Raw genomic sequence first — 21,020 nt, 5'->3', positions numbered from 1 at the left:
ATTTAAAGTGTTGATTTAAAAAAATTAAATCTTCAAATCAATACTGCTTGATCTTATCTTTCCTTCCTGATTCCGTAGAAGTAACCCGCAACAATCATGGCAACTATCAACAGTAATGCCAGTAAATACATGGATGAGGCGTTTTGAGCTTTTGAAGCTTTTGTTACTTCATAAGCTTTTCCATTTCCACCCCCACCTCCTCCGGTCTGAAGTTGGCTCTTACCCAATGCTGTCATAATGTTGTTTTTAAGATTGCCATTTCCACTACCAAGTCCATCCCCAGGTCCGTGCCCAGGTCCAGGATTAGGGTCAGGTACGGGGTCAGGTACGGGGTCAGGTACGGGGTCAGGTACGGGGTCAGGAAGAACTTTTATATTAATAGTGTTTCCTGGTGGAGCCCATCCATTAGCAACCATGTCTGTTCGGGCATGATTCCAAGATTCATCGACAAATATGAGTGATGTGAATCTTGATGAGAAGCTTAGGGTTTTTCCTTCTGCTTCTGGCAGTGCTTTAACCGTTAAGATCATATACTTGTGATGACCTCTTCCAGTCCATTTCATTTGTTGTATGTTCCATATTCCAGTTGAAGAATCATAATCTTGGCTGGTTATATCTGGCATGACATGTGAGACGTACTGCAGTCCATCAGGTATTGGTGCATATAACAATAGGTTTTCCCAGTCTCCTGCTCCACCATTATCTACAGAAACAGTTATAGTAAAGGTATCTCCCACGTGTACAACGTAACTATCGGCATAATCACTTATAGTTCCAAAAAAGTTAGCAGGTTTATTAGAACTGGTAAGGGGAGAGCCAGATATTGTGACCCCAGATATGGTGTCATTAGCAAAAACCCCAGATATGGTGTCATTAGCAAAAACCATATCTGAGGCAGATAAACTTAAAATTGACATTATTAATGCTAAAATAAGAAATTTTGTGGTTTTCATAGTTTCCCAGTGGTTTTTATTGATTAAAATGTGTCTTGACAATTATTGATTACCTTTCAAATTTGTTCTCAATTGATTGATTATTAACTACAAAAAAAGGCATTTACCGTGATTATAAGTTATTTAACTATTTCTTACTATACGTATTTATATACATGTCGATTGTATTCATAACCATTTAAAAGCTCATATTTACGTTTTAAAAGCTTCAATATAATCTAAAAATTTAAAATGTGGCGTTAAATTGTAGATTTAAACCTCACATACGGAATTATATGTTATGATTCATTTCCGTTTACTTTCTCCCTCCAAAGACATTTAAATATTTATTTATACATTCTCCCCCATTATTAGTCTAAAAAAAATATAAAGGGGCTTTTTAAGCTCTTAAGATATTGTGTTGAAGCGAGACACATAACCAGCAACATTGTTACCTGCCAGATCCGTTACACTGCCTGTGTGAATAAGCAGAGTGTACTTAACACCCTTACTCAAGGCACTGGTAGGTGTTATGGTTAACACATTACCACTGATGGATGAGTTGACAGTTACAGATGTGCCATTACTAGCTACAAGCTCTATCCACTTAGTACCAGCTGCGATTGCTTCGTTGAAGGTGACTTTAATCACCTTACTTGTAGCAACGTTCACAGCATTATTTGCAGGATCCACAACTTTCACAGTAGGAACAACAGTGTCCACAGTGAAACGGGACACATAACCAGCTACATTGTTACCAGCTAGATCAGTCACACTTCCTGTGTGGATAAGCACCATATACTTAACACCATGAGTTAAACTGCTGTTAGCTTTTATGGTTAACACATTACCACTAATAGACCATGTGCTCGGCACAACCGTACCATTACTAGTCGTAAGCTCTATCGAACCATTACCAGCCTTAATAGCTTCACTAAAGGTAACCTTAATCACCTTATCAGCAGCCACATTCACAGCATTATTTGCAGGATCCACAACTTTCACAGTAGGAACAACAGTGTCCACAGTGAAACGGAACACATAGCCTTTCACATTGTTACCAGCTAAGTCTGTTACACTTCCTGTGTGGATAAGCACCATATACTTAACACCATGAGTTAAACTGCTGTTAGCTTTTATGGTTAACACATTACCACTAATAGACCATGTACTCGGTACAACCGTACCATTACTAGTAGTAAGCTCTATCGAACCATTACCAGCTTGAATAGCTTCACTAAAGGTAACCTTAATCACCTTATCAGCAGCAACATTCACAGCATTATTTGCAGGATCCACAACTTTCACAGTAGGAGCAACACTGTCCGTACTGGTTGTGAAACGTGACACGTAACCCGTCACATTATCACCGGCCATATTAGTCACACTACCGGTATGAATAAGCAGAGTGTACTTAACTCCACGATTTAAAGTGCTGTTAGCTGTTACAGTTAACACACTACCATTAATAGACCATGTGATAGGCATATCCACGCCATTACTGTTGGTAAGTTCTATCCAACCAGTACCTTTTTTGATAACTTCGTTGAAGGTGACTTTAATCACTTTATTAATGGCCACATTAACCGCATTGTTAACTGGATCCACCGATTTCACAGTAGGGTTTATGATGTAAGTTTGGGTGTAAATAGAACCCCAGTTATTTGCAGGGTCTACAGCTGCAAATTTGATTGTGGTTGTATTGTTTACTGTTATTGAACTCGAATAAGCAGTTTTTGTGCTGCTTGTTCGTGGATCACTGCCATCTGTAGTGTAATATATAGATGTTCCAGGGGTTGATGTTAGAGTCACTGTCTGGGTTTTATTAAAGGTACCTCCAGTTGGATTTGCACTTGCATTGAATGGTATAAGATATGCGTACTTCAAATAGGAATTTTTAGATTCGTAACTTACGTAAGGAACTCCTTGTGAATTCAAGGCAAGGGAATCCCAAAGAGACGCACCGTCACCCGTGTCTATATTATGAGTAATCCATTTAGAACCTTCTTTGTATGCATATTTCAGGTTACTGCTTGTTGAATCTCTATAAATTATTATAGGACTATTTGAAGGATTTAATATCAGTTTACATGAAGAGGAAGCAAGTGCGTCAACTATTTCACTGTTCCATTGCGTACCATTCCAGTAAGCATATCTCAAACTTCCATCATTGTATATATAACTGATACTGGGGTTACCAGATGAATCCAGTGCAATAGAATTCCATGCCCCAACATTTTCTGCAGAATTATCTACAATTGTGACTTGCCATGCACCTGTTGCTGTCCTTTTGGCATACCTTAAACTAGCCATCCCAGAACTTGGAGATATACTATAGTAACTGATTTTAGGGTTGCCAGAGGAATCTACTGCAATAGAATTCCATGGCCCACCGGTTGAGGCAATAGATTCAGTGATCCATTTTGTGCCATCATTGTACATATACTCGATTTTTCCTCCAGTGTAATTATAAAAACTGATCCGGGGTTGGTTTTGATACAAAACTAAGTTACAATATATGATATCATCACCTATTGGATTGCCAGCATAGCCTGTGGTTAAAATAGAGATATGCCATCCTGTTGCATCTCTATAAGCGTATTTTAACATATTTAAGTATCCATCACCAAATTGTTGTTTATAAACTATGTGAGGGTTGCCAGATGAATCCAGTGCAAGTGAAACATAGTAACCCGAGCCAGGAGGTACTGACTCCACAGTTTCTATATGCCATCCCTTTACATCCTCATAAGCATATTTAAGATCCGGATAGTCAGTTCCTGAATTTGCATTTTGGTAATAAGCTATGTGTGGATAACCTGCTGCATCCATAACAATTGAATTGTACATCACGTTACTGCCTATTATGGTACTGTTCCATGTACCGCTTGATGCTGGTTTGTCAAGGGAATAAATTCGTGTGAGAACATCTGAGATATGACCTGCAGCATCAACTGTTATGACCTTCAAAACTGTTGTTCCCACAATGTTTATGCTTACGGGCCATGTGTAAAGTGTACTATTTGTAGTGGGATTGGTACCATCTAGAGTGTAATAAATCTGTGGATTAGCATCCAATTCATCCACTGCACTTAATTTAGCAACCTGATCAGTGCTGTAATGTCCACTTGGTAAATCCACTGAAGGTACAGGAGGTGCAATATCCATCATGGTGTAATTTTGAGCGTAAAGAGGACTCCAGTTGCCTGCAGCATCAATAGCAGCGAATTGGAGTAATGTACTGGTATGTAGTGCAATTGGGCTTGAGTAAACAGTTCTAGTTTTGCTGGATCTCGGATCAGTATTATCTGTGGTGTAATATGTTGTTGTGCTGCTTGCATCTGTTGAAGTTAATGTAACATTCTGGGTGGTGTGATAGGTACCTCCAGAAGGCGATGCAGTTACTGTTGGCGCCGTTGTATCAAGGGTATAGACCATTGTAACAACATCCGAACTGTAACCATAAATATCAAATGCTCTGAACTTGAGAGTATTAATTCCTTCATTAGTGATGTTTATAGGTCCTGAATAAAGTGTGCTGTTTGTTGTAGGGTCACTGCCGTTTAGAGTATAATAAATCTGAGGATTAGGATCCTCCTGATCAGATGTAGTTAAATTAACTGTTTGTGAGTTGTTGTACAGTCCAGTTGGTATGTTTGCTAAAGCTTCTAACACACTTACTATTATTGTGCTGGTTTTTTCATCACTACCATAAGAATTGTTTACTGTTAATTTAACTGTATAATTGCCTGCGTTGTTGTAGGTGTGTACTGGATTCTGTTGGGTTGATGTAGTCCCATCCCCAAAATCCCATGAATAAGTTAAAGGTTTAGCTCCTGTTGATTCATCTGTGAATTGAACTGTTAATGGGGCTATACCACTGGTTACATTTGTACTGAAATCAGCAATTGAATTTGAAGATCCCATTACCGTGTAACCACTTGGGCCACCCGTGTTACCTGGAAGTATGCTGTTTGTCCATAACATTCCCTGTCCCTGAGTGGTGTTATAGTTCCATGCGTAGATATTGAAAGCAGCTAAAGACTGTAAATTTGTGAAAGTGTAGTTTATCTGCACCGCTCCATTGTTAATGAACTGTGAGTTTGACCCAGATTTGTAGTTAGATCCAAGCAGTCCTGCATGAAGGTCAATGAACATTATGTAAAACGCGTTTGAAGTATCATTCATGTCTTCCCCAATGTAGATTGGGTAGTTAACATTTCCACCTGTGGGTTTCCAGCTTTGAGGCCCGTAAATGAAATCACTCTTGTAGAATGTTTCATTCAGTGTTACCCCATAATCATTGATAGAACCATGTGATGGGGCGGAGTTCAGGGTACCGCTAGGTGTCCAGTTGTATCCACTTGCAGTTATTGTTACGGCAAAATCATCTGGAATTGTTTTATTAACGGCAAGCATCAGCACAACATCATCCTGATACCCTCTACCTCCAGTGTCCGTGGCATAAAAGGTTCCTGATTGATTTGTGGTGCTGGTGGATCCACCATAATTGGTGGTTGCCGTAGAATCGTTGGCAATATGTACTGCATTAAATCCACCATTAGGCGAGCTCAGCGACTGAATATAGTATGTACCGTTTCCGGTGGTGTTAAACGAAACACCCCCATCGTTCGCCACCTGAACGTAAATGTTGCTGTAGTTAGAAAGCGGGGTTGTGTTGGTGGTATTCACATCAACGGCAGATACAGTTCCGCTGAGCGCAATTACCATGATACAAATAACCGCTAAAAACGTTAGATCTTTATGCATTTTTACCTCCCTTTTTTAGATTTAGATTTGATCAATTCGTTAAATGGATACGTAGAAGTTTGCGTATCTTAGTATATAACCTTTCAGAGCTATTAACCTATAAAATAACAGAAATTAAGATATCTCTCTTACTAAAATAGATCGATAAGATAAGTTTCATGTTTCAAGAACAGGGCACTCTAAAAAAATGAAAAAATCTCATTTTCCATGAATAACTCATGATACTGTTAGGATTCAGAGATTTAAAACAAGTATATTATTATTTTAGCCACGATCCACAACTTTCAGCTCACCATTCTCTTCTTCAACAAAGAGGATGATCTTGTCACCTAAGGGGCATGTTTTGAGCAGTCTGCCTTGAGGATTGTGGATCAAGCCCTCTGTAACATTACAGCCGTCAACCGTCACTATTTGGTCAACCCCGGCCTCAAAGAGTTCTTCAGCAGTTTTTGTATATCCTTTTACATCTTCAGTCCCAATCCTCAGGAATCTACCATCATATCTGCTTGATGCCAGCCCCACACCAGCCATTGCCCCTATAACTCCGTCTTCTGTGCCTCCAAGGCCTTCCAGCCTTATGTCCAGGTTATCTGCCAATTTTCTTGCTCTTTGCTGGTTCAGCACGATACACTTGGCATCAATCCCAAATGCAACCATAGCAGGTGTAATCTGGTTATCATGGGCCACAACAAGTCCGGGATCGCTTCCTTCCATAAAATCATCCAGTATTTCACGTTTTACCCTTTCAAATATCTCATCCACAAACTCAACACCTTTGTTTTCAATTTGGATAACAGCACAGGTGTTATGGGATGTGTACGGGATATCTGGATGGTCGTAAAGCTGGTGGCGAGTGACGCCGTAAATTTGATAGTCTTTTGAGAGTTCCCCTGCTATTGTACGGGCTAAACTTCCCGTCCCTCTAGATTCAAGGTTGTCTGTATCGTCCATACTCACGTAAATCATGTTAAACTCCTTTAATTGGTTTTTTTACCTTAATCTTTATTTATATGAACTATGCGATATGATAATATATACGTATCTATTTTGATGGCGCTCTCGAAAATAAGTCTTTAAATCACTTGATTCGTATTTATTTAAGTTTTAAGTTCCTTTTCAACTATCTAAAATAAAAATATAATATACTCTTTTGTAGAAATCTCAGTTTACTTGCCTTAAACAGACTGTCACATACTTTTGTTTAAGTTTATCAAAAATAAAAGTCTAATTGTTCTCTGTAACTTAAGTTACTTACTCTAACTTGACGGACTGTCACATATATTAGACAATGTCCCTTATACATGCTCAAATATTCTATAAATACCTCGTGATAAGAAGCTCTTCAAGCTGGCCAAAAGAAAAATAAATGATATTGGTTTAAAAAAGAAGGATAAAAAAAGATTGATACTCTCATTGAATAACTATTTCAACATTCAAATAAGGGTTCATTTTCAATCAATCAAACTGCCAAGGGCTTTCTTCCATGATTTGGAGCGAACATTCTCCAGGTTCATTTTCTCCCGCTTCAAGCTGATGCAGCTTTGTGGGCAGACCTGGGTGCATGCACCGCATAACACACAAAACTCAGGGTTTATCTGAGATTTGCCGTCAACAATGCTCGCTGCATTGCAGGGACAGACATCCACACATGCATGGCATGATTCACCCTTGCATTCTTCCTTGTTTGTGGATATTTCGCCTTCAAATGGTTTTGAAATGGTTGGAGCGTTAACGGGACATATATCCTGACACCATCCGCAGTTGATGCACTTTTCTTCGTTCAAAAAGATGTTGCCTTTGATTTCAGTGTCTTCAGGGTTAATGTTATACTCCGAATACGCACATGATGCACATACAGCTTTTATAGCATCTGTTGGACAGGTACGTCTGCATACAAGGCAGTAAACACATTTATCCTCATCTATCTTGACTTCGTATGATGTTGGACTGTCCTGTTTGATTTCTATGGCCCCTGCAGGGCACATTTCCTCGCATACCTTGCAGTTAATACATTTTTCCGGGTCAACACTAATCTCACCTGTTACAAGCTTTGACCTTTCTGGCAGCTCTCTTGCAACTGTTATGGCATCTTTTGGACAGGCTCTTTCGCAGGCTTTGCAGTATATGCAGGTATCTTCATCAATTTCGCATTCTTGATTCCATTTGGGGTACTGTTCTAATTCCTTTATGTTTTCCCCATCTATGGTAAATTCCAGGGCTTCAAATGGGCATACAGCAGCACAAAGACCGCAGAGCGCACATGTGTTCTTGTTTATGTTAAGGTAATCCATCTTCACAAGCCCTCGGGCTATTGGAAGCACAGGTCCTGTTTTCAGGGATCCTGTTGGACATATCTCTGTGCAAATGCCGCAGCCCGTGCACTTTTCGTTTAAATGGGTCAGAGAACGTTTCTGTCCCCCATTTCTTTCTATAGAAACCATTTTTATCACTCTTGATATATTATGCCTTTGATATGGCCTGGTTCGGACAGTTCTGGATGCATAGATCACAATCATCGCATTTTTCAGGATTTATAACCACGTTTCCATCTACTTCTTCAAGAGCCCCTTTTTCACAGATTTTGACACATAATCCTTCTCCAGGGCAGTTCGTTATTTTTCCACATTTTTCATCGTCTATGATCACTGGCATTTTATCACCTTGTTTAAGAATTGTTTGAATTACATATATAATATATAGATAATCGAAATGTATATATAAACATATCGTTATTTATTAGGTATGAAATAATATGACTTGGATATGACTGTGAAATAATGACTTTGATCTAAATTACATTTAAAATATTGGATTATAACACGCATATACTGTTAAAATCTTCTAAAATAAGTTTTTATTTTAGTTACTCATATTATTTCTAAGGTTTTTTAATTTTAAGCTCAAAAATAAAATCTAATATCTTCTTTTGTTGAACTTTCAAAGATATTTCAATTTATACCTTAATGATGGTACTTAAATCATCAAATACCCTTTACAACTGCTTAAAAAGAGACAAAGTGGTTATTTCAAAAATTGGGTTGTATGTTACTCAAAAAAAATAAAAAAATAAAAAAAGGGAAATAGGATTTATTTTTTCCTGCTCAATGCTAATCCACTGCCAATAAGTAACAGAGCTGAAACAAGGCCTGTTAAAGGCGCACCAGTACTCTGCATAGGCACAGTGTTCATAGTCTTGGTAACAGTTGCTGCATTCACAGTAGCTGTACCATTGCCTGAACCATTGCCTGAACCACTAACTACATTTGAATCGGCTGAAACTGCATTCACAATCAAAGAACCAACATTACCATCCAATTCAGGATTGTAACCAGATACACGGATTGTAGGCTGTAAATTGTAGGTTCCTGCACTCAAAACATGTAAATTGAGCCATAAGTATGGGTCGCCCACAGCAACATTACCAAGATTCCAGGTCAAAGTCCTCGTAGTTGCATTATACAATACAGTACCCTGATCAACAGTTGCACCAAGGTATTCCAAACCCTCAGGAATCACGTAAGTGTAAACAACATCCTTAGCAACTCCAGGTCCATTGTTACTCACCTTAAACGTGTAAGTAACATTATCACCAACTTGAGGATTTGATTTAGATGCGGTAACAGCTACAGACACATCAGACTTAATGTTGTACGTTTCAGACTGGATAGGTGACTGGTTACCAGCAGCATCAACAGCAATAAACTTCAAAGTAGTTGTTGAAGTGATGTTGATTGGTCCAGTATAAACCGGACTACTGATGGTAGGATCAGTACCATCTGTGGTGTAGTAAATAGTTGCATTTCCACCATCATCTGTAGCATTCAGTGCCACATTCTGAGCAACATCATAATTACCGCTAGTAACATTAGCAACAATAGTAGGAGCTACAGTATCCAAAACAGTGATGTAACCTGTTTTTATCTCTGTGTTACCCACGTTTGCGTTAGATGTTGTCAATTTAACTGTGTAGTTTCCAGCTTTGGTGTAGGTGTGGGTTGGATTCTGTTCAGTGGAAGTGATTCCATCACCGAAATCCCAGCTCCAGCTTGTAGGATTGTTGGTACTGTTATCAGTGAACTTAACATCCAGTGAATTGTTACCACTTGTAGCGTTGGCTGTGAAATCAGATCCCGGCCTAGGAGTTCCTATAACGTTGTAACCACATAATCCGTTGTAACTTGCTTGAGGTATTCCTGTTCCCCAGTTACATGAGGAGAACCATCCATAAGTTGCAAATGCTGCAAAATTTTCCAGATTGTGGAAAGCATAGGTGACAGTTATAGCCCCATAATTTAGTGCGCTGGTTCCGTTGATAATCGTGCCTCTAAAAAATGCCCCGACATCAAGGTCTATGAACATGAGGTGGAAATCATTGTTTGGATCAGAGACATTTTCTCCATTGTAGATCGGATAATTGACTTGATTGTATGGTCTCCAGTTCTGCTCGTAGATGAAATCACTTTTGTAAAATGTTTCATTGAGTGCATTAGTTACATAAGTGATGTTTTGAAGATTTGCAGTTGTTCGATCCGATGATAAACCTGGTGCTGGTGGGGTGTACGTATAACCAGTTGAAGTAATGGTAACACTAAAATCATCAGCTATGGTACCGTTTACTGCAAGCATTAAAATAGCATCATCTAGATGCACAACACCTCCTCGGAATACTATATAAAAAGTACCAGTCTGGTTATCATTGTTGGTATAACTACCTGGTCCAGAGTCCAAACCGGGCACATAATTAGGATCTGTTGATAACTGAATCGGAGCTGTACCACCACCACCTTTACATATGTAATAGGTCTGAGGAATGTAAGGGTAGACTCCACCGTTATCATTTGTAACCCCATTAGGCATATCATACTTCACACCTGCATCATTGGCCACGAAAAAAGTGACACCGTTGCTGCTGGTGAATACATTAGAATTGTTCAAAACGTTGATACACTTTGATATCGACTTAGTACTACTTCCAACGGAGTTTATTGCTGTTAAACTAACATTGTAACTACCTAATGCTGAGTAGGTGTGGGTTGGGTTCTGTTCTGTACTTGTAATTCCATCACCAAAATTCCAGTTCCAGTTTGTAGGGTTGCCAGTGGATGTGTCGGTGAAATGGGTAGTTACATTGTTTACTCCCCAGTACTTATCCGCAGTGAAATTGGCAGAAGGCACATCAGCCGCTGAAACAGCTCCGCTGAACATGACCACTGTAGCACAGATAAGCACTAAAAATATTACATTTTTATGCATTTTAACCTCCTTTTTGATTAACTATTTTATGAAATCGATTAACAATGTTAACATCATAAAATCGACATGATATAATCTACTTATCATTCTATATAACCTTTAAGAGGTATTACAGAATATTCTAAAATCCTTACAACAATCAAGAGATTTAAAACAATTATAAATCACTTAAAAAAGAGTGTAATGTTTTAAAATAGTTATAAATGTTTTAATGAGATTTATACAAACCAATAATCTTAAAAATAGAATATTATTCTAAAATAAATTAAATAAGCCTTTTTATGTATAAAACATTTTAAACCAAGTTCAAATAGAAAAAAACAAACCATTTACGATATACGATGCACGTTTTTTATACGTATCAATCAGAGGATCGTAATCCAATTTTAAAGATTAAAAGAGCTGTTAATTAATTGAAAATTCGTACCTTAAAAAATTAAGGATTTAATGTTTAAGATCATTCTTGGTACGTGTTTGTTTAATAATCCCTGAAAATTCCTCAAGTCTGGACGCCATTCCCTTGTAATGAGGTAGATACGCCTCGTAAAACATCAATTGCTTTGGGTCGATTCCCTCAGAAGTTAATCCTTCTTTGAGCTCTTCAACCTTCAGTCTTATTTTTTCCCCAGCCTGACTTCCAGACGAGTTACCAGTACCGTCTGCGAGAAATATTCCTGATGCACCCCTCTTGAAGGCATGGAGTAAATGTTTCAACTCAAGCCTCGCAACAGACGGAACCCTTATTATACGTACTTCAGATGGATAACTCAATCTATTCAACCCAACATTGTCTGCAGCAACGTAAGCTATTTTTTCATCCAAAAAGGCCAAGATCTTTGGACCTTCACCATCGAGGCATCCATCGATACGTGCAAATATCTCATGGTCACTGCTTCCTGGCAGTTCAATTGCATTTTGAAGGCACTTCGATATGCAGTTACCACATCCTGAACAGGTAAAAGGGTCGATGCAAACATCCCCATCCACATATATTGCACCTTTAAAACAGTGATCAACGCATTTTCCACATGTTTCACATATTTCTGGATCTATCACTGCAAATTTGGGTTCAATTTGGATTGTACCGGGGCCCATGAGCTCTGCAACCTGTGAAGCTGCAGATCTGGACATGTTTATGGCCCCTGTAATGTCCATTGCCCCCTTTGCCGTGCCGCATACGAAGATTCCCGGAACAGTTGTCTCTGTCGGGTTGAGCTTTGGATGTTTTTCCATTACAAAGAGTTCGGGAGTTAAAGTCACCCCAAAGAGGTTCTCCAGGGCTTCTGCACCTTCAGAAGGTTTGAGTGCACATGAAAGCACGACCATGTCCGTTTCTATCTCCAAGAAACCACCGCCAAGGGTGTCTTCAACCCTGGCAATGAGGATTCCATCCCCGTCCCTGATGACTTCAGCCACCCTGCCCCTTAGGAATCTTATACTTTTTTCACCCTTTTTCTGGGTTTCGAAGTAGTAGTTCTCGTAGGTCCCAGGGGTTCTCATGTCAGTGTAACAGATATAAACTTCTGTGCCTTTAAAATGGTTTGCAATATAATTGGAATGTTTCAAAGCCACCATACAGCATATGGTTGAGCAGTGGGGTATGGATCCTGCTTTTCTGTCCCTTGAACCCACACACTGAACCATCACGATCCTTCTGGGTTTTTCTCCAGTTGAGGGTGTGAGGATCTTTCCAGATGTGGGTCCGTTAACAGCCAGCATCCTTGCAAGCTCCATCTGGGTGATCACATCCTCGTCTACACCGTAGCCAAACTCCTCCTTACCGGTAGGATCCAGCTCCTGGTAGCCTGTGGCAATTATCACAGATCCAACGTTTATCGTTGCGTTATCTGCTTTATTATCAAGGTTTATGGCACCTGCAGAGCACAATTCCATGCATGCTCCACATTTAACACATGAATTACCGTCAATTGTGTAGGATCCGGGCACTGCCTGGGGAAATGGTCTGTAAACTGCTTTGCGGGTTGAAAGGTTTGCATTCCATTCGTCAGGTACCTCCACATTGCAGGCTTTTGAACATTCACCGCAGGATGTGCATTTATCCGGGTCAACCATAAATGGGCCTGTGCTGAGTTTAACCTTGAAGTCTCCAGCGTGTCCTGTGACTTCTGTGACCTGGGAAAGGGTGAGGACCTCGATGTTGGGATGTTCTGCCACTTCGCTCATGATCGGGCCGAGGGAGCACATTGCACATTCTTCACTCAGTGTGTCTGCCGAGAAAACCTTGCCTATCCTAACCATGTTCCCACCGATGGTTGGGCTTTTCTCCAGCAGGTACACTTTGATGTTCTGTCGGGCAAGTGATAGTGCAGTTGTTATGCCGGATATGCCTCCCCCAATTACCAAAGCACTTTTAACAACATTTAAATCGATGTTGTACCTTGGTTTGCCGTGTTTCATGGCCCTTATGGATGATTTGACCGTGTCGATGGCTCGAAGCGTTGGGTCTGGATCCTTGGTTATCCAGGCACATTGTTCCCGGATGTTGGCAACATCAACCATGTACCTGTTGATCCCGGCAGTTTCAGCACATTTTCGAAACTTCTGCTCGTGGACTTCTGGAGAACACGCTGCCACAACCGCTCCATCCAGATCCAAGGATTTTATCCTGTCCTGCATCAGTTTCTCTCCGTTGACAGAGCACAGGTAAGAATTTTCATCCACCCCCACCACATCTTCATCGATTATGGCATCTTTTAACCTTTTCATGTCAATGCTTCTTGAGATGTTGTCGCCGCAGTGGCATATGAAAACTCCTATCCTTTTCTGGTTCTCCATCCCTTTCATTTTCCCACTCCTATTCCAAATTTTTCAAGGAATGGTTCCACAGGAACTGCGTGCATGTCAATTCCAATATCCTGGGGGTTTGCTCCAAGTAAAAGCGCCAGTAGCTCAGATATGTAAAGTACAGGTATTTCTTCAGGGATTCCAAGTTCATCAAACAGGGATTTCTGGTAGTACTCAAGGTTGAAGGTGCATTCAGGGCACTGTGTTACAATAAGGTCTGGTTCAACCTCTGCTATGCTTGCAAACTTCCTCCTCAGAATTTCGCGTGGATAATCTCTTTCGATGATGGAACGTCTTAAACCGCTTCCACAGCATAAAAACTGTTCAGAGTAATCTAAAACCTCACAACCAAACCGTTTAATGGTTTCATCCAGTACTGTTGGTTTTTCAAAGGTTCCAGATCTAACGTCCTTGAAAAAGAATTTTGAGTAGTGGCAGGCATGGTGTGTGACTGCCCTTACACCTGAAAGGGAGTAAATTGCTTTTTTCAGAATATCCTCCACCTTTACTAAGAAAACATCTGAAACATGATTTATCTCAGGATTTATATCGTAGGAGATGCCTACTTTTTCCATTACATCTTTAACCTGTTTTTCCAGTTTTTCTTCCTTTGATAGTAACTTTTTACAGTCTTTAAGGTTGCTGTAGGAGGTTGGGCAGGTGCATAGGATGTTGGAGTTGTCAGATTCCGCTGCAAGTGAAAGGTTGCGGGCGTTAAGGGCCATGTTTGTTTCAGGGGGCACAACTCCCTCATGAACTGCAAATCCTGTGCATGATGACTGGCGTGGGTCATCCGTGTAATCTGCCCTTATGCTGTCGAGTATATATCTAATGGAAATTTCTATGCCGGGATACACCGATCCTGCAATGCAGCTTTTGAACAGGTAGTAATGGTCCGTTGGTACGGGTGGAAGTTCTTCTTGACTCATTTTACATCCTCCATGAATCCTGTGAGCTTCATTATTTCACGTATTTCTTCGAGGGATTCTTTGGGAATTGGTATTCTCCTTGCGTCGTCTTTTTTGTATCCCAGATATTCCCTTTTTGAGCTGTTGTTTCTGCAGCGTTTGTAGGTTTTTTCCCCAAACTCTTTAAGAATCTCAGGGTCCATCAGGGATGGTAAAAATGTTTCACCCCTCAAGTGAAGGTTGTTTTTAAGTTTTTTGGAGAGGTCCATGATTTCAGATGGTGCATCTCCTTCTAAAACTGATCTTGTTTGGAGTGCCTGTACACCAAGAACTGCCTTGCAGTTTCTGGGACATCTTGCCCTGCAGGAGTAGCACTGCCCGCACTTCCAGATCAATGCTTTCACCTCAGGAGAGTGGATGTCATCGAACATGAATCGTCTCATCATGTCTCTGGGCTTGTAGTCTGGGTACAGGTATGCTGCAGGGCAGCTTGCTGTGCAGCGGCCGCACTGTATACATTTTTTAAATCCACTCTTTTTAAACCTGATGTCCTTTATACCATTTTTATCTCTTTTAATTATGCGGTGGATGCTCCCACTTAAAGGAGGTTTATGTGTGTTATCATCTTTTAGCATTATTTTTTCACTCTTTATTTTTTTTGAGTTCCTGTTGGATTGGCGGATCTTAATGGATTTTGCAGACCTTTGACTATACGAAACTATGCGAAATGGAAATATATACGTATCGGTTGTGGCAGAACCGTGACAAAAACCATTATTATAAGGTTTTATTAAAAATCAGAAGTTTAGAGAAGTTTAATTGAATATAGAATGAATTAATCTAAAAATTTATTTATACTGATCAGGAGTTGTTAAAAAAATAAAAAAAATAAAAAAGAGATTTGAAGACTTTTTTATGCTGTTGTTGTGAAACGAGTTACATAACCTGCTACGTTGTTACCAGCCAGATCAGTCACACTACCCGTATGAATAAGTACCATGTACTTAACTCCCTTACTCAGGGCACTGCTAGGTGTTATGGTTAACACACTACCACTAACAGAGCATTTAACCGGCACCACCGTACCATTACTGCTAACAAGTTCAATTGAACCGTTACCTGCTTTGATAGCTTCACTGAAGGTGACCTTAATCACCTTACTCGTGGCAACTTTCAAAGCATTGCTTACTGGGTCAACTGTTTTCACAGTCGGTGCAACAGTGTCCACAGTGAATCGGGACACGTATCCTTTCACACTGTTACCAGCTAAATCTGTTACACTACCCGTGTGAATAAGTACCATGTACTTAACACCATGCGTTAACGTGCTGTTAGCTTTTATGGTTAAAACATTACCACTAATAGACCATGTGCTCGGCACAACCGTACCATTATTATTTACAAGTTCAATCCAGCTGTTACCGGCTTTGATGGCTTCACTGAAGGTAACCTTGATCACCTTATTTGCAGCCACATTCACAGCGTTGTTTGTAGGGTCCACAGTTTTCACAGCAGGCACCGTAACATCCGTACTGGTAGTGAAACGAGACACATAACCAGCCACATTGTTACCAGCCAAATCAGTCACACTACCCGTATGAATGAGCAACGTGTACTTAACACCATGAGCTAACGTGCTGTCAGCTGTTACAGTCAACACACTACCATTGATAGACCAGCTGATAGGTATAGAAGTTCCATTACTGCTAACAAGCTCGATCCAACTATTACCAAGTTTGATAGCCTCACTGAAGGTGACCTTAATCACCTTGTTCACAGCCACATTAACTGCACTGCTTGCAGGATCCACAACCTTCACAGTAGGCACCGCAGTGTCAATAGCGTAGTTTTGAGTGTAAATCGGACTCACATTACCCGCAGCATCCACAGCAGCATACCTCAACGTTGTATTGCCCACAGTGATAGGAACTGTGTAAACCGTACCATCAACTGTTGGATCACTTCCATCTGTGGTGTAATAAATCGTGGTGTTTGTATCATCCGTCGCCGTCAAAGTGACACTTTGATTAGTATTATACATTCCCGTGGTCTCATTCACTGTTACCGTCGGGGGGATAGTATCAATCGTGTATATCTGCGTTTGTGGCGTTGCCCAATTACCCGCAGCATCCACTGCACTGTATTTAAGCGTGGTTGTGTTGCTTATGGTGATTGTACCAGTATAAAAGATTCTAGTACTGCTTGTCTGAGGATCACTATCATCAGTTGTATAATAAATTGTAGTACTTGTATCATCTGTTGCAGTCAAATTCACGTTTTGAGTGGTATTAAAAATACATGTAGTCGTATTAGCAGTTACTGTAGGTGCTTTAGCGTCTATAGTGTAGGTCTGTGTGTATATAGGGCTATATAAACTATTGATTGAATCCATTGCAATGTAAGATAATGTGTTAGTGGAGTCTATACTAATTGGACTAGTATATTTGGTAAGAGCACTACCATTAACAGAATAATAAATGGTCGCATTATCATCATTCGCTGTTAAAACAACACTTTGACCAGTATTATAGAAACCACTTGCTATATTAGCAGATACACTCAACGGAACAGTGAGACCTATTGAAATTGTTTGATTGTTAGTTGTTGCATTAATAACACAATTACCAGCAGTTGCTGATGTAAAGGTTGTAGTTGCCGTACCATTTGTGGTGAATGTTATTACAGGATCAAGGGATCCAGTTGTGCTGTTGAAACTTACAACAGTACCATCTGGAATATGGCCATTGACAGGGTCAAAACTGGTTATATTAGTTCCATTGCAAACATTATTAAAACTAACCATCACAGCATCAATATTACCATCGGCAGCAGGATTAACTGTTATAGTCATGTACAACCAGTTACTGTAATAAGTGTTCGCAGTACCATAAACCTGGTTTGAAGGACTGTTATTGGATCCCCACCAGTTATTCGTGGCATTTACAGTGCCAACAGAACGGTAAACAGCACTACCAGTGAGTGCAGTGTTATTTACAAAAGAACTGAAATGCACAGTAAGACTACTGGTCCCTCCATTATTGTAAATAGCACCACCCATGTTAGTTGCATTGTTGCCTGTGAAAGTACAGCCACCCACATTCATGTTACCCATATTGTAGATAGCACCACCATAAGTTGCTGTGTTACCTGTTAAAGTGCAGCCACTCCACGTAATATTATTCCCCTTATTATTGTAGATAGCACCACCTTGAGTCGCATTGTTGCCTGTGAAAGTACAAGCAATTAAAGATGTGATAGTACCGGCATTGTAGATAGCACCACTAGAAGCCTTTGCAGTGTTATTAGCGAACGTACAACCACTTAAAGAACTAATAGTACCACCATTATTGTAAATAGCACCACCACTAACATTGGGTGCAGCGTTGTTTGTGAAAGCACAGCCGCTCAAAGAACTAATAGTACCTGTAGTGAAGATGGCACCACCGTTGCCCCCATTACTAGACGCTGTTGCAGTGTTACCTGTGAAAGTACAACCACTTAAAGAAGTGATAGTACCTGCATTGTAGATAGCACCACCATTACCGTTAGTTACTGTGTTGTTTGTGAAAGTACAATTACTCACATTTAAAGCACCGTTATTGTAGATAGCACCACCATAAGTTGTGTTTCCGTTTGCAAATGTTAAGTTAGCTATTGTAACTTTTACTCCCGAATTAACAGTGAATATGTTATTTAAACCTTGTGCATTTATTATGGTGCTTGTCTGACCTGCACCGATAATGTTAACATTTTTAGTGATTGTTAAACATTTATTACCAGTTCCAGTATAGGTTCCAGGTAGTAAATGTATTGTGCCATTTGGAATAACATCGTTCAAGGCTTTTTGTATTGTAGCATATGAATTACTTTCTGTACCATCACCTGTCGTGTCACTTCCAATTGGTGAAACATAAACATCCTTCAATAAAACAACGAGATAGTTCATTCCATTACAATCCCCATAGGGCGTACTACCAGCGAAACTAGCTGTTATATTGTATGTTCCTAGAGATTCTGTGATGGTGTAACGTAACGTAGCTACTCCATTATCATCAGTTGTAGCATTATAACTGGTTCCATTCACAGTAAATGTTACATTCTGACCAGATAACCTTGTACCACTGGTGGAAGCCAATGTAGCAGTTAAATTCACAATTTCACCATTAAAACCAGTTACATTACCAACTGAAATCATAGTACTTATCCCGTTTATGTATGTTGAAACTGTTTGACTGTCCGCCGTTGCATGAATAGGCATACTAGTATCACTTGCTGTAAATGCAGTTGTTGCAGTACCATTATGGGTAACTGCTGTTACCGGATTAAAAGCTACTGATGAGCCGCTGAAATTAACAACACCACCATCTGGGATATGGCCATTTGCAGGGTCAATATTTGTCAAAGTAGCTCCATCATACACATTGTTGAAACTAACTGTCACATTACCAGCACTACCATCAACAGCAGTAGGATTAACTGTTATAGTCATGTACAACCAGTTGCTGTAATCCACAGCACCATTAACCTGGCTTGATGGAATGTTATTGGATCCCCACCAATTATTCTGGGCATTCACTGTACCTAAAGAACTGTAAATAGTACTACCATCGGTTGCAGTGTTATTTACAAAGGAGCTGAAATGCACAGTAGTAGTAGCAGTACTAACACTACTTCCAATATTGTAGATAGCACTGCCTTGAGTTGCTGTGTTATTGGTAAAAGTACAACCACTCAAAGTAAGATTACTTATATAATTGTAGATAGCACCACCATTAGTTGCAGTGTTATTGTTGAACGTACAACCACCCAAAGTACCAATAGCGCTCTTATTAAAGATAGCACCGCCATAACCTGCTGTGTTTCCTGTGAAAGTACAAGCACTCAAAGAATTAATAGTACCATACATATTGCAGATAGCACCACCATTATTAGTTGCTTTGTTGCCTGTGAAAGTACAACCGCTCACAGAATTGATAGTAGCTTTATACTCATTATCAATAACACCACCATCTAAAGATACTGTGTTATTTGTGAAAGTACAGCCACTCAAAGCACCAATAGTGCCACTATTATCGATAACACCACCAGAAACATTTGCAGTGTTATTTGCAAAAGTACAACCACTTAAAGAAGTGATAGAGCCACTATTGTAGATAGCACCACCATACCTAATTCCAGTGTTGTTTGTGAAAGTACAGCCGCTTAAAGAGATAATAGTACCTGAATTGTAAATAGCGCTACCATAAACCTCCGCTGTGTTTCCTGTGAAAGTACAGCCGCTTAGAGAACTGATAGTACCAATATTAGAGATAGCACCGCCATAACCTATACCGCCATAACCTGCAGTGTTGTTTGTGAAAGTACAGTCACTTGCATTCAAAGTACCGTTATTGTAGATAGCACCACCATAAGTTGTGTTTCCGTTTGCTAGTGTTAAGTTTGTTATTGTAACGTTTACTCCGGATTTAACGACGAATATGTTATTTGAGTTCTTTGCGTCTATTATAGTGCTCATCTGACTTGCACCGACAATTTTAACATTCTTGGCAATGGTTAAACCTACATTACCTGTTCCTTCGTATGTTCCACTTGCCAGATGTATTGTTCCACCATCAACAGCATTATTTAAACCGTTTTGTATTGTTGAATATGGATTAGTTGCTGTTCCGTCTCCTGTTGTGTCGTTTCCGGTTGGTGAGACATAAACCTCATTTAACAGAACAGTGATGTAATTTGTCCGTGTTGTTGTGTTGCTTCCAGCATCATTACCTGCAGTTAAGCTAACGTTGTATTTACCGGCTTTTGTGTAGTTATGCACGGGATTTTGTTCAGTGCTGATATTCCCATCACCGAAATCCCAACTCCAACCGGTCGGATTGTTGTTTGATGTGTCGTTAAACTGCACGCTTAGCGGTGCACCGCCGTTGGTCACATTACTTGTGAAATTAACAGACGGTACATCCGCCGCGCTCACAGCCCCCGCAGTAGAAATACAAAAAAATAATGCGAAAACCATGAGCATAACAGTCAACTTATTCAATTTTACCATTTCTTACCTCCCTTTTCAATTTACTAAAACTTTTATGCTTCAATGTGATTCAAAAAAGAATCAATATACTAAATCAACGAAGTGAATATTTAAACTTATCGGAGGTTAAATTGCACTATTTTAAACATTGAATTAAAACAACAAGGAAAAAAACTCAATTCCAAACCTAAAATTCATTCAATAGTATTTTAAAAAAGATTTTAAAGAGTTTAGTATGCTATTTCCACCTGAGATATTTTTTTTCTAAAAAAATAAAAAAAATTTTTCACTAAAAGTTTCTAACGTTGTAACCTGAAGTTGCAG

10 protein-coding genes are annotated in these 21,020 nt (G+C 39.7%); all 10 read right to left on the bottom strand.

All coding sequences use genetic code 11. The annotated features are described in order from the left end of the window. Positions 1–53: 53 nt before the first annotated feature. The 10 genes from MSWAN_RS00270 to MSWAN_RS00225 all read right to left on the bottom strand — a co-directional run bounded on the left by MSWAN_RS00270 (position 54) and on the right by MSWAN_RS00225 (position 20,717). The gene (locus tag MSWAN_RS00270) at positions 54–953 is read right to left on the bottom strand and encodes a DUF11 domain-containing protein (RefSeq protein ID WP_048187773.1); all 900 of its coding nucleotides are present in this window, start codon (positions 951–953) and stop codon (positions 54–56) included. Positions 954–1,340: 387 nt separating this feature from the next. Next, positions 1,341–5,702: an Ig-like domain-containing protein gene (locus MSWAN_RS00265; protein ID WP_013824603.1), complete on the bottom strand. Its 4,362-nt coding sequence runs from the start codon at positions 5,700–5,702 to the stop codon at positions 1,341–1,343. Between the two features lie 264 nt (positions 5,703–5,966). Further along, positions 5,967–6,668, bottom strand: coding sequence for an ABC transporter substrate-binding protein (locus tag MSWAN_RS00260; protein WP_013824602.1), 702 nt, complete (start codon positions 6,666–6,668; stop codon positions 5,967–5,969). 485 nt (positions 6,669–7,153) lie between these two features. Next, on the bottom strand, positions 7,154–8,143 hold the full coding sequence (gene fwdF, locus MSWAN_RS00255; RefSeq protein ID WP_013824601.1) for a tungsten-dependent formylmethanofuran dehydrogenase subunit FwdF: 990 nt from the start codon (positions 8,141–8,143) through the stop codon (positions 7,154–7,156). Between the two features lie 19 nt (positions 8,144–8,162). Beyond that, complete coding sequence (locus tag MSWAN_RS13085; RefSeq protein ID WP_013824600.1) at positions 8,163–8,354, bottom strand: indolepyruvate ferredoxin oxidoreductase subunit alpha; 192 nt, start codon at positions 8,352–8,354, stop codon at positions 8,163–8,165. Between the two features lie 435 nt (positions 8,355–8,789). Further along, complete coding sequence (locus tag MSWAN_RS00245) at positions 8,790–10,955, bottom strand: PKD domain-containing protein (RefSeq protein WP_013824599.1); 2,166 nt, start codon at positions 10,953–10,955, stop codon at positions 8,790–8,792. Positions 10,956–11,399: 444 nt separating this feature from the next. Beyond that, entirely contained in the window at positions 11,400–13,760 is a 2,361-nt protein-coding gene (locus MSWAN_RS00240; RefSeq protein WP_013824598.1) for an FAD-dependent oxidoreductase, read from the bottom strand. Then, positions 13,757–14,689, bottom strand: a complete 933-nt coding sequence (locus MSWAN_RS00235) for a CoB--CoM heterodisulfide reductase iron-sulfur subunit B family protein (RefSeq protein ID WP_013824597.1) — start codon at positions 14,687–14,689, stop codon at positions 13,757–13,759. The genes MSWAN_RS00240 and MSWAN_RS00235 overlap by 4 nt, the downstream gene beginning before the upstream one ends. Then, positions 14,686–15,303, bottom strand: coding sequence for a 4Fe-4S dicluster domain-containing protein (locus MSWAN_RS00230; protein WP_013824596.1), 618 nt, complete (start codon positions 15,301–15,303; stop codon positions 14,686–14,688). The genes MSWAN_RS00235 and MSWAN_RS00230 overlap by 4 nt, the downstream gene beginning before the upstream one ends. Positions 15,304–15,581: 278 nt before the next feature. Next, complete coding sequence (locus tag MSWAN_RS00225) at positions 15,582–20,717, bottom strand: Ig-like domain-containing protein (protein WP_013824595.1); 5,136 nt, start codon at positions 20,715–20,717, stop codon at positions 15,582–15,584. Between the last annotated feature and the right edge of the window lie 303 nt (positions 20,718–21,020).

It is taken from the genome of Methanobacterium paludis (assembly GCF_000214725.1).
Classification (GTDB): domain Archaea; phylum Methanobacteriota; class Methanobacteria; order Methanobacteriales; family Methanobacteriaceae; genus Methanobacterium_C; species Methanobacterium_C paludis.
Note: the sequence above shows the minus strand (reverse complement) of the source record. Positions and strands in the feature narration are given on the sequence as shown.

Coding starts and splice junctions, on each gene's coding strand:
- MSWAN_RS00270 (WP_048187773.1), bottom strand. CDS start 953: ATGAAAACCACAAAATTTCTTATTTTAGCATTAATAATGTCAATTTTA.
- MSWAN_RS00265 (WP_013824603.1), bottom strand. CDS start 5,702: ATGCATAAAGATCTAACGTTTTTAGCGGTTATTTGTATCATGGTAATT.
- MSWAN_RS00260 (WP_013824602.1), bottom strand. CDS start 6,668: ATGATTTACGTGAGTATGGACGATACAGACAACCTTGAATCTAGAGGG.
- fwdF (WP_013824601.1), bottom strand. CDS start 8,143: ATGGTTTCTATAGAAAGAAATGGGGGACAGAAACGTTCTCTGACCCAT.
- MSWAN_RS13085 (WP_013824600.1), bottom strand. CDS start 8,354: ATGCCAGTGATCATAGACGATGAAAAATGTGGAAAAATAACGAACTGC.
- MSWAN_RS00245 (WP_013824599.1), bottom strand. CDS start 10,955: ATGCATAAAAATGTAATATTTTTAGTGCTTATCTGTGCTACAGTGGTC.
- MSWAN_RS00240 (WP_013824598.1), bottom strand. CDS start 13,760: ATGAAAGGGATGGAGAACCAGAAAAGGATAGGAGTTTTCATATGCCAC.
- MSWAN_RS00235 (WP_013824597.1), bottom strand. CDS start 14,689: ATGAGTCAAGAAGAACTTCCACCCGTACCAACGGACCATTACTACCTG.
- MSWAN_RS00230 (WP_013824596.1), bottom strand. CDS start 15,303: ATGCTAAAAGATGATAACACACATAAACCTCCTTTAAGTGGGAGCATC.
- MSWAN_RS00225 (WP_013824595.1), bottom strand. CDS start 20,717: ATGGTAAAATTGAATAAGTTGACTGTTATGCTCATGGTTTTCGCATTA.